The organism is Candidatus Poribacteria bacterium (assembly GCA_026702755.1).
Taxonomy (GTDB): domain Bacteria; phylum Poribacteria; class WGA-4E; order WGA-4E; family WGA-3G; genus WGA-3G.
In genome coordinates this window covers 20,914-31,397 of sequence record JAPPBX010000003.1, presented here as the reverse complement: position 1 = coordinate 31,397, position 10,484 = coordinate 20,914, and the positions used below count along the sequence as shown (strand labels likewise).

The following is a 10,484-nucleotide window of genomic DNA, read 5'->3' as shown; positions in this document are numbered from 1 at the left end:
ACCTAAGGATACCAGATTTTAGATCAACTATCAAGATAATTGTGACAGACTAGTATGCCATAGCCACTGGGGAATATCCGACCACCGAACAGGGCTTAAGTGCGTTATGGCGGGCTCCCAGTCCTGCCCCTCTCAATTGGGATGGCCCGTATGTTGATAGTCCAAATTTCATGGATCCGTGGAGTAATCAATATGTCTATCGCCAACCGAGTAGCCGCTACGGATACGACTACGACCTGTATTCGATGGGTAAAGATGGAAAGGTAGGCGGTACAGAACTGGACGCAGACATCACCAACTGGGTAGATGAGAATGCGGCGGTGAATTAAAACAGTGTTCCGAACGGCTATTCGGCGCGCTCTCCGTATCGCGCCTAATTCTCAATCCCAGAGTGGTTTCACCATTACGGAACTACTAATCGTTTTAACGCTTATCGGCATCCTGTCAGCGATCTCTATGCCGACGCTGAAAAGTTTCGCGGCAACACGCCGTTTGAAGTCTTCAGCCTACTCGCTCCGTAGCCTACTCACGTTTGCCAGAGATATGGCGATCACGGATCGGGCGACGCACTTGGTTGTTTTTGATCTTGACAGGGATCGGTACTGGCTTGCCTCCAGTGAGACGTTCAACCCTGCGAATCCACTCACGTCGTTGCTAACTGCTCAAAATTCCACGGTTGTTGCTGCCGGACAGAACAGCGCGACTGGCAACCCTCTTACAACGCGGACTTCCACTCAGCAGGTTCCTTTGGCACGCACCGGCGGCATCCTTGGTGTGCCAAACGCAATGGAACGAAACGTAACATTAGCCGCAATGATAACCAATCACAACGGCAGAACTGCCAGCGTCGATTCCGGTGTGGAGTATATCTACTTTTCGCCGACTGCGACCTCTGAGGAGACAGTCGTGTACCTGCGGAACTCGCGCAACCAGATAATGTCTGTTAATGTCGAGGCAGCAAGTGGACGTGTCCGGGTCCGACAACTCACACCTGCAGAGATTGAAATGTTAGGTTTTGAGACCCGCAACTAATTTCTCATCGGAAGTCCTAAAAAAATGAATTTATCAATTATACACTCGACATCAGAAGAAAAAGACGGTTTTACACTCGTCGAGATACTTGTAACATTAACACTTTTGGCGGCGATCTTACCTGCACTTTTGCAGGCGTTTACTACCGCTGCACGTAATCAGGGACTTTCAGATAACAGTACTACCGCTCTTTACCTCCTTAAATTTCGGATGGCAGAAATTGAGATGCAAGGTTATCCCGATGTTGGTGAAGAAACTGGTGAATTTGGTGAGAATACACGCTATCGTTGGCGTTCTGTCGTCGAGGATGTGGACTCTGAAGACGTTGAAAACGTCCGGCGGGTTCAAGTGACCGTCACATGGCTGCATAGAAACAGAGAAAACTCAATGTCTATGAGTACCTATATTGCCGACCGACAGATGCCACAAGCACAGCAGGAGTAGTTATCGGTTATCGGTTAAGAGATGTTTTGTAACAATCTGCCCTAATTTGTAGACTTCAGCAAGCAGTCTATTGTTACAGAGTTCCTCTTTAACTGATAACTACTTACTAAAAATGAAGATTCAAGAAATTCGCACTGAGAGTGGATTTACACTCGTTGAAATGCTCATGGCAGTCAGTATCCTCGTCATTATTGGGGGATCTGCATATTTTGCTTTCAAAACAGCCGCAGATGCGTATCATAAGACAAAAACAAGGATACTGGCAGCACAAAGGTGCCGGGTCGCGATGGATCGACTGGTGACGGATCTTCGTAACATGCAAGTCTCACTTGAGGAACCAGAACTTGCCATCTACACGCAAGATGGACCGAGCCAATTAGGGGATAGAGATATGCTCAGTTTTGTCACGCTTGTCAGGACAGATCCAGACCCCTTTTTAAAACAACTCGAAAGTTTCCAAGCACAAACCTCCTCGCAGCCTTCTGTACCGCTCGTAAGTGATGTGCAGCGTGTGGCTTACTTTGTCGGACCCGAACCGGTGCCCGGCGAATCCAACTCGGTTTCCTCTAACTTCCAAGAGGCATTTACGGGCGACACTATCGATCAACAAGAGGGTGAGCTTGCCCTCTTTCGTGTGAGAACAACAACGCTTGATCCTGAAACTGTTATCGGTCCTTTTCTACAGACCGGTGAGGTCCCGCAAACGGACGAAAATGGAGAACCGATTTACGCCGATATTTCGACGCTCATTGCTGGGCTTATCAGTTTTGATTTAAAGTATTTTGATAGTGAAGCAGAAGCCTGGAGAACCTCATGGGATGATACGGAGAGTCTTCCAAGTGCTGTACAGATCCTGATAACTGCCCAAGGAGAGTCACAGGCACCTGTAAGTACAAATACAGCACAACTCACGACACAGCGTCAGCCTACAGGACAGTCGATTGGTATGACCCAATCGACAATGGTGTATCTTCCAGTAAGTGCTACTGCTGGCGGTGGAGCAGGAGGCAGACCTTAGGAGAGGTTACAGATGACGCGATTCAGAAAGCGGGACACCCGCGCATTCTACGAGGAGCAGGTCGGGTTATCTCTCGTCTCAACCCTCTGGATACTCACCATACTCTCCATTCTCGCGACGCAGTTGCTTTACTCGATTCATATAGAACAGCGGACGCAGCGGAACTTTTTGGACAGGGCGAAGTTCCACTATGCCGCAAGAGCAGGTTTTGAGTGGACACTTGCTGTCATACGTGCAGACCAGACTCCTTTCGATTCGCTCGGTGAAACTTGGGCTGAACCCATCCAAGGACAGGTTGAAGATGGAATTCAGGTTGGCAATTTCTTAAACTATTCTGTGGCAATTACAGATGAGGCATCAAAGGTTAATATCAATACTGTTGATGTAGACCTCATCAATAATTTACTCATGCAGGTGGGTGCTATATCAGATGAGGCGTTTATTCAAGAACTTGCCAACAGAATTGTGGAGGGACGACCCTACCGCACCGTTCGTGACCTTGCACGGGTCGAAGGGATGACATCTGAACTTCTCTACGGGGCACAACAAACCGGAACGTTTGCACAAAACAGGGCGAGCGTACAACCGACATCCACGGGGACGACTGAAGGTCCCTCAACAGCAGGTTTTGGCAGCCCACAAGCAACGTCAGCAGATACACCGCCGGGGCTTGTTGATTTAACCACTATTTATTCGGTTGATACCAGCACAGATCCAAACGGGGAACCGCTTGTTGATGTCAATACAGCGGATGCAAATGAACTGACACAAATTAACACACAGCAAAACCAACCTGTTTTCTCGCAAGCGGAAGCGGAATCGCTTATCCAGCAACGAGATTTTGACAGGTTCGCTTCACTCCTGGATGTGCAAGCGGTTTCTGACGAACTTTTTAACAACATACAAGACCAACTTACCACAGAAGATGCCGGTGGGGAAGCGAATGAGGAGGAAGAAACCAACGACCCACAAGAAAATAGACCACCGGGGCAAGGACAGGCACAACAACCACAGGGAGAAAGTGGGCAAGTTAATATCAATACCGCCGATGTAGAAACCTTGCAATCTTTGCAGGGTGTTGATGAAGGCATTGCTGAACGCATCGTTGACCATCGTGATTCACAGGGGCTTTTCCAAAACATTGATGCAATCAAAGATGTGAAAATGTTAACCCAGCAGGAATTCATCGGTATTAGTGACAAAATAACACTAAAAGAGGGGGACATCCGCGAAGGTCTCATCAACATAAACACAGCACCACCCGAGATCTTAGCATTACTACCGGGGATGGACCCACAAAAAGCACAAGCAATTGTCGAACGCCGCGAAGAAGATGCACCCGACACCTCACAGGTACAAAGTTTTACTGAAGAGGAGATAAAAGGGAATCCGTTCACTCGTATCTCCGAACTGTCGCAATTAGAGGATATTAACTTTGAAACCTTCCGTGAAGTCGTTGATTCGGTAACTTACCGTTCACACGGATATCGCATTGAGGCAAACGGTGTTGATACCGCAAACAGAGTTATCTCAACTTGTGTTGGTGTCATTGACAGGACGGGTGACCAGATAATTGTAAAATATTGGCTACAGGATTAGATAGCTTTCGGCTTTCAGTAAGAGGTTTACTGTGGCAGTGTTAGTATGTGTAACTGCCACAAGACGTGACTGATGGCTGACAGCCAACAAAAAAAAATGGCAAAAAATCAAGTCATAGCGATAGACATCGGCACAAACACAGCCAAAATGGTTCAGCTTGAGCAGTCATCTGGAGCTGTGCATCTCATCAACGCAAATATTGTGACGTATCCGGACAAAGAAGACCAACAGCAGGTCGCTGAATCGGTGAAACGTCTTTGGGAATCTGTTGGGGACTCCCCGGTACAAGGGAACCTTCGCTCACTGTTCAATCGGGATCGTACGGAAGTTGTTCTTGCCTTGCCGCGATTCTTGGTGAACACGAAACGCTTAGCCAATTTGCCTGCTGCAGGAGATGAACAGCTCGCGAGCATCGTCGCAATCGCTGCAGAAGCGGAACTCCCTTTCCGAATTGAAGAAGCAATCTTTACATATCACGATGTGCAGCGGACCTCAGAAGCCACCTCCGTAGAATTAATATCCACACGACGGGCGACGGTTACAGGTTATTTGGATCTCCTTGAACAAATTGGCGTTTCCCCATCGGGTGTCACACCGTCAATGATAGCGATCGCGGAAGTCGCAGCCAACAGCGCAGGCACAAAGTCTACGTTCGTTGTTGATATAGGTGCGGAACAAACAGATTTCTGTTTCATGCAGGGTCAGGAACTCCGCTTTTCACGTAGTTTCCGACTCGGCGGTAATCATCTCTCTGAACATATTAGCAGCAGCTTGAATATAGATATTGAGGCGGCAGCACAGGAGAAACAGTACGTCTCTGCAAGCGAGGCTCCGGCATCCACGTGGACAACACAGTTTATCGCGGAACTTCAACGTTCCATTGTTGCTGCCACCGCACATCGTGAATCGAATAGTCGTCGGTCATCAGTTATCAATGATCAGTTACAAGAAGGTTCTGTGGCTGCGACGGGAGATTCTTTAACCGATAACCATTCAGCAGAAGAGGAAACCGAACTCTGGCTGTGTGGTGAGGGTGCTCGTGTCCAAGACCTCGCATCCATTTGTGAAGCAGAACTCGATATTCCAACACAATTGTGGAATCCGCTTCACACACTCCAACAGCACGCAGATATTGACATCCGTCCCCTTCATCCGGGGGTAGAAGCTATTCTGGACGAGTGGGGTGATACGCTTGCCGTTCCTTTGGGTGTTGGACTCAATGCGCTAAAACCGGGACCCCAGGTTTCCCTGTTGCCGCAAGAGGCAGTTGAGACACTCACACAGACTACACGGCAACGTCAACTTTTAGCCGCTGCTGGATTGGGCATCTTGTTGGTTGGGGGAATCTTTTTCGGCGGTTACACGCTCCAACGCGCACAACAACATAGAAACGAAGCGGTAGAAGCGCAGCTTGCGCATTACGCGCAACCGATGGCTGCCGCACAAGCACAACTTGGAAGAGAATTGGCACTTACTGACATGTTAGCGCATCATATCTCACCACTTGATATTTTATATGCCCTCAGCGAGATGTTTGGAGACAGAACACAGGTTGCCTGGACCAATTTCAATATTACGAACCTTCACGAACCAACGATAGCGCGCATTACATTCAATTTGGAAAGTGCTTCTCATAACGCCATCAATACACTCTTGGGTGCACTTGATCGTTCCGGTGTGTTCACCAATGTTCGGCCCGGTGAGGTCACAACAATTACCCAGAACAGGAAACAGATTTTTCAAGTACAGGTGCGGTGTAACCTAACAGCATCCGCTATCAAAGCATTCGCTAAGAAACGCTATCCAATGCCGGAAATACAAATTGATGAACCAGAAACGGATACAGAACTGCGTCTTTCACCGCCTATGACTGAAACTCTTGAAGACGAGAAAAACGAATAAATAGTTACTGGTTACCAGTTTTCAGTTAAAGAGGGAACATTTCATACGCTCGTTGCTCTTTAACCGATAACTCGTTCCTGATGACTCGTAACTATTTCAAAAGGATTGACTTATGGAACTGGATCTCCAATTAACGCCACGGAGCCGAATATTGCTTGGTATCTTGGGGGGATTACTCCTCATTTTGCTCGCGATACAGGGCGGACCTGCCTTTTATCGCTTATTTGCGAATCAAGACGCTAAGGCGAAGCAGGAACAGTTGTTAAAGACTGAAGATTTGGTGCGTGCTGCCGAAGTACTCAAACCTGTTGAATCTGAGATTTACAAGGAAACCGGGTTAGCACCTGAATCGAATCAGCAGGCACGTACGGACACACAACGCACTGCTACACTCTTTGATGCTGAACTTCCAGAGACCGTCATCAGATCCCGTATTGATGCACTCGTCAGACGTGCTGGTATTCAGCAGAATTATCAACTTCTCACGAAACCCGGAACCGCTAAACAAACTCAAAAACTAACGGTGGAGAACCGAGCGAATCTTGTCCTCTATCATTATCTCAAACATATAGAGACGGAAGAAGCAGAACTCACAGAAATGGTTGAACAAGAGTCGGAAGACGACGCATACAATGCACTAATGGATGCGTGGTTGTCAGGGACAGAAGATGAAACGGATACCGGATCAGATAAAACAGAGGGTTCAATGTCTGAGACGGATTCATCAACAAAGAAAGTAGAACTCGCGAGTAATAAGGAGAAGGCGATGTATCCGGCAGACGCTGCGGCGGAGTGGGAATTCGCTTCGCTCCCAGAGCTAATACCAGCCTCAATCCGAATTAAGCTCGCAGGGGTTATCAAGGGCATGCTGACGCGGCAGCTTCGAGGTGCGGCAGATTCCAGACAGGATTTCTTTGAAACACAGGTTCATAAAGTCAGAACCGCCGCCACATCCGGTATCTTCGGGATCGGGGCAAAGCCTGCTACTGTCGAAACCCAATTGCGAACGGACAGTATCCTTTTAGAGATTCTCACACAGGCACCAGACGCTTACACCGACGAGTCGTTGGATATGGATCAACTCCAATATGCGCTTGTCAGATACATAGAGCAAATTCAGCAGCGGCGCGCGACACTTTTAGAGCAGCTGGCGTTAGCACCACTAACGTATCAAACCGAACACTACACAGTTGAAATGAAATTCAAAACAGATCTCGAAAAACTGGTTAACTTAAATCACCTCATTGAAACGGGTGCCAAATGGCTCACGGTGCGCGATTTGCGGATCTCTGCCGATAAACAGACAACGGAGCGCTCAGCGGGACGCGGACGGAACTCCGAAGATCGTGGCGCAACAAATTTAAATGTGGATATCCTCCTCATCGCTCGTATATTTTAATAGTCGTCAAAGGAATAATTGTCGGTTCTCAGTTAAGAAACCTTGTGGCAGTGGCCATAACGGTTACCCACACAACAAACCTCTTTAACTGATGATTGCTCCTCTGATAACTAAAAAGGATTGGATGTTATGCGAAGAAAACGGCTCTCATTTATTTCATTACTTTGTTTAGGATTGCTCATTGTTGGGCTTGCTGAACTCTATGCGCAGGAACAGCAGCCCGAAATGCGTGTCGCTGAAACTGACGAACAGGGGCGTGCAATCCGTTTCGACTTTAACTTTACAAGCCAAGAACTTAAAGGACTCTTGGAATGGCTCTCGCGAGAGGCTGACCTCACCATCATCGCAAGTGAAGAAGACATTAGAGATAAAAGGTTCGCACTCACGAATCTCAGAAACGTAACACTTGATGAAGTCATTGAAAAAATCAAAACTGTCCTAACACAATATGACCTCACGCTCATTCGAACCGATAGTACACTCCTCGTCACAACCTTTGCGCGTGCGCTGGCGACAAAAGGCGTTGTTAAAAGCATCCCGCCGAACCCTGAACTCGTTGAAATGACTGATGAGATCCAAACCTATATCATTCGATTGACGAATGTTGTTGCGTCACAACAGGTAAACGCCCTTAAGCCCCTGCTCAACAAGCAGGCGCATATTTCCGCCGATAGCGGAACAAACGCGCTTGTCATCACCGATGTCTCCTCCAATATACGCCGAATCGTTGCAATTCTACAAGTTGCTGACGAAGGTGAAAGATTCCCATTAAAGATTCTCATTTATCCACTGGTTTATGCGGATGCTAATTCATTAGCACAAGCGCTCACAAACGTTTTGCAGCAAGGCGAAGGACGCGACGAGAGTAAACCTGAAAGCGGTGGTGCCCGTATTACTGCAGAAGAGGCGAAAGCTGCAGCGGAACAGATGAAGGCTGACGGCACCGGCTACGAAGTTCTTGATGGCACCATCAAGATTATCCCGGAACCTAACTCCAATTCACTCGTCCTTAAAGCCTCTGAGGCAAATTTGGTATTCCTGCAAGAGATCATCAAGGAACTCGATGTCTCACCTACCTCACAAACCCAGATTCGCACTTTTCGGCTTCAATATGCAGCCGCTGAGGATGTCGCGCAAACCCTCCAAGAAGTACTCACCGGTGAGGTTGGAAATGACCGCCGCAGAATGGATGCTTGGGATCGCGCAAAATTAACGAACTGGCGACGCGAACAGGGACTTGACCAAGAAGGGATCGTCGGCACTGTCAACGTCTCTCACAATGATCGGCTCAACGTTATCGTTGTCTCCTCCGACCCACGTAACTTTTCTATCATCGAAAAAGTTATCAATGAGCTTGACCAAGAGCAAACCCAAGAAGAAATCAGACTCTATTTTCTTAAGTATGCTGATGCTGAAACCCTTACTCCAAATCTGCAAGACCTTTTTGAAGGTGGCAGTGCAGGCGCAGATAGGGACCTCCCTTGGTGGCGTCGCCGGGACCGGGAACCGACTGAAAACGCTGGTTTCGGGGTCCAAGGCGAGGTTCATCTCGTTGCTGACTCACGCCTCAATGCTATTCTCATATCAACGAGTGCCCAGAACTTTGAAACCATTGATTCGCTCATCAAAAGACTTGATGTCAACATGCCGGACCAGGAGTGGGGGACCCGCATGTATAAACTTAAATTTGCTGACGCAGATAACGTTGCGGCTACCATCAACAACGTCTATCAAGGGAGCTCCAGCAACACTGGAAACTTCTTCTTTTTCCTTGCTGAACGTAACCGTAATCAAACGCAAGGGTCATTGGCAGGGAACGTCACTGCTGAAGCGTATCCTACGCTTAACGCTGTCATTGTCTCAACTGCTACACAACGTAACTTCGAGCTCATCACAGAGTTTATCAATTCCATGGATGTCCCTACACCGGAAGGACAGAAAGAGATTACTAAGGCGATTCGACTTGAGTATGGCAGTGCTGAGCAGCTTCAGTTAGTCCTCGAGCAGGTTTGGGCAGGCGAAGAAGATGGCGGTTTTAGCTTTAGGGCGTTCTTTGCCTCAGGTGGAAGACAACAACAGCAAGACATTAATTCCTTACGTGGAAAAGTCACTGTTTTTGCTGATCCCGACACGAATTCCCTGATTATCACAACGCAGCAGCGATACCTGCCGGATGTCATGGCACTCATTAAGGAGTTAGACTTCGTCCGAGGTCAGGTCTGGATCGACATTCAAATTCTTGAAGTCACCCTTGACGAGACCACTAAACTCGGCATTGAACTCACAGCGAAAGAGAACAAAATTTTCGGTGTATCTCCAAGACCCGGAAATCCACTTATCGGAGAACTTGACGCACAACTCGGACTCGATCAGGAAATCTCAGGGTTTAACCTCGGTTTGGCAACCAAGGAGTATATGGCACTTCTCCACACCCTTATGCGCGAGAACAAGGTGCAAACCCTCTCAACACCGGTGCTTTTGACACGAGATTCCAGAGCCGCCACGTGGAGTAGTGGTCGCCGTATTCCGTTCCTCCAGAGTGTTGATACCACCAGTATCTTGGGTGAGACGGTCTCACAACCGCTCTTCAACTACGATTTTATTGATCCACCTGTCGGCATCAATATCTCGCTTACACCTTATATTGCCAAATCGCAAGCAGGTAAGGATGGTAAACGCACTATCGGGTTGGATATTACAAACATCAGTGCCAGTAACTTTATTGAGTTTACCGACTTCAACGCACCTATTACCGATGATAATTCGCTCAGCGTCTACATTGATGTTGAAGATGGGCAACGGATTGTTGTCGGTGGTATTATCCGTAAAAAGCAGAAGCAGGTGGAGAACAAACTTCCGATCTTAGGTGACATTCCGTTGATTGGTCGGCTCTTCAAAAATACTGAAACTGCTGTCGAGGATACTGAAATTGTTATCATCATTACACCCCACATTGTTGACATCAAGAACTCTGAAGACATCGAGAGACTCAAGGAGAAAGCGGATAATTGGCAGAGTAACGGAACCACCCGAATGGAGGAAGAGACTTCGGAAGAGTAGGTATTGTCAGAGTCGCACAACAAACGGTTA

At 47.8% G+C, this 10,484-nt stretch carries 8 protein-coding genes; all 8 read left to right on the top strand.

The window, feature by feature from the left end:
* Positions 1 to 59: 59 nt before the first annotated feature.
* The 8 genes from OXH39_00865 (at position 60) to OXH39_00830 (ending at position 10,454) form a co-directional block, all read left to right on the top strand.
* Positions 60 to 329, top strand: a complete 270-nt coding sequence (locus tag OXH39_00865) for a type II secretion system protein GspG (GenBank protein ID MCY3548981.1) — start codon at positions 60 to 62, stop codon at positions 327 to 329.
* 4 nt (positions 330 to 333) lie between these two features.
* Entirely contained in the window at positions 334 to 1,032 is a 699-nt protein-coding gene (locus OXH39_00860) for a prepilin-type N-terminal cleavage/methylation domain-containing protein (protein ID MCY3548980.1), read from the top strand.
* Positions 1,033 to 1,056: 24 nt separating this feature from the next.
* Positions 1,057 to 1,476 carry a prepilin-type N-terminal cleavage/methylation domain-containing protein gene (locus OXH39_00855; GenBank protein ID MCY3548979.1) on the top strand — a complete coding sequence of 140 codons (420 nt, stop codon included), beginning with the start codon at positions 1,057 to 1,059 and terminating at the stop codon, positions 1,474 to 1,476.
* A gap of 112 nt (positions 1,477 to 1,588) precedes the next feature.
* Positions 1,589 to 2,494, top strand: a complete 906-nt coding sequence (locus OXH39_00850) for a prepilin-type N-terminal cleavage/methylation domain-containing protein (GenBank protein MCY3548978.1) — start codon at positions 1,589 to 1,591, stop codon at positions 2,492 to 2,494.
* A 12-nt stretch (positions 2,495 to 2,506) separates the two neighbouring features.
* Positions 2,507 to 4,093: a helix-hairpin-helix domain-containing protein gene (locus tag OXH39_00845; GenBank protein MCY3548977.1), complete on the top strand. Its 1,587-nt coding sequence runs from the start codon at positions 2,507 to 2,509 to the stop codon at positions 4,091 to 4,093.
* A 96-nt stretch (positions 4,094 to 4,189) separates the two neighbouring features.
* Complete coding sequence (gene pilM, locus OXH39_00840; GenBank protein ID MCY3548976.1) at positions 4,190 to 5,995, top strand: pilus assembly protein PilM; 1,806 nt, start codon at positions 4,190 to 4,192, stop codon at positions 5,993 to 5,995.
* 112 nt (positions 5,996 to 6,107) lie between these two features.
* Complete coding sequence (locus OXH39_00835) at positions 6,108 to 7,394, top strand: hypothetical protein (GenBank protein ID MCY3548975.1); 1,287 nt, start codon at positions 6,108 to 6,110, stop codon at positions 7,392 to 7,394.
* A gap of 129 nt (positions 7,395 to 7,523) precedes the next feature.
* Complete coding sequence (locus tag OXH39_00830) at positions 7,524 to 10,454, top strand: hypothetical protein (GenBank protein MCY3548974.1); 2,931 nt, start codon at positions 7,524 to 7,526, stop codon at positions 10,452 to 10,454.
* The last annotated feature ends 30 nt before the right edge of the window (positions 10,455 to 10,484 follow it).

What these genes read in the sequence shown, in the direction of transcription:
- OXH39_00855 (MCY3548979.1), top strand. Translation starts at nt 1,057, where the DNA reads ATGAATTTATCAATTATACACTCGACATCAGAAGAAAAAGACGGTTTT.
- OXH39_00850 (MCY3548978.1), top strand. Translation starts at nt 1,589, where the DNA reads ATGAAGATTCAAGAAATTCGCACTGAGAGTGGATTTACACTCGTTGAA.
- OXH39_00845 (MCY3548977.1), top strand. Translation starts at nt 2,507, where the DNA reads ATGACGCGATTCAGAAAGCGGGACACCCGCGCATTCTACGAGGAGCAG.
- pilM (MCY3548976.1), top strand. Translation starts at nt 4,190, where the DNA reads ATGGCAAAAAATCAAGTCATAGCGATAGACATCGGCACAAACACAGCC.
- OXH39_00835 (MCY3548975.1), top strand. Translation starts at nt 6,108, where the DNA reads ATGGAACTGGATCTCCAATTAACGCCACGGAGCCGAATATTGCTTGGT.
- OXH39_00830 (MCY3548974.1), top strand. Translation starts at nt 7,524, where the DNA reads ATGCGAAGAAAACGGCTCTCATTTATTTCATTACTTTGTTTAGGATTG.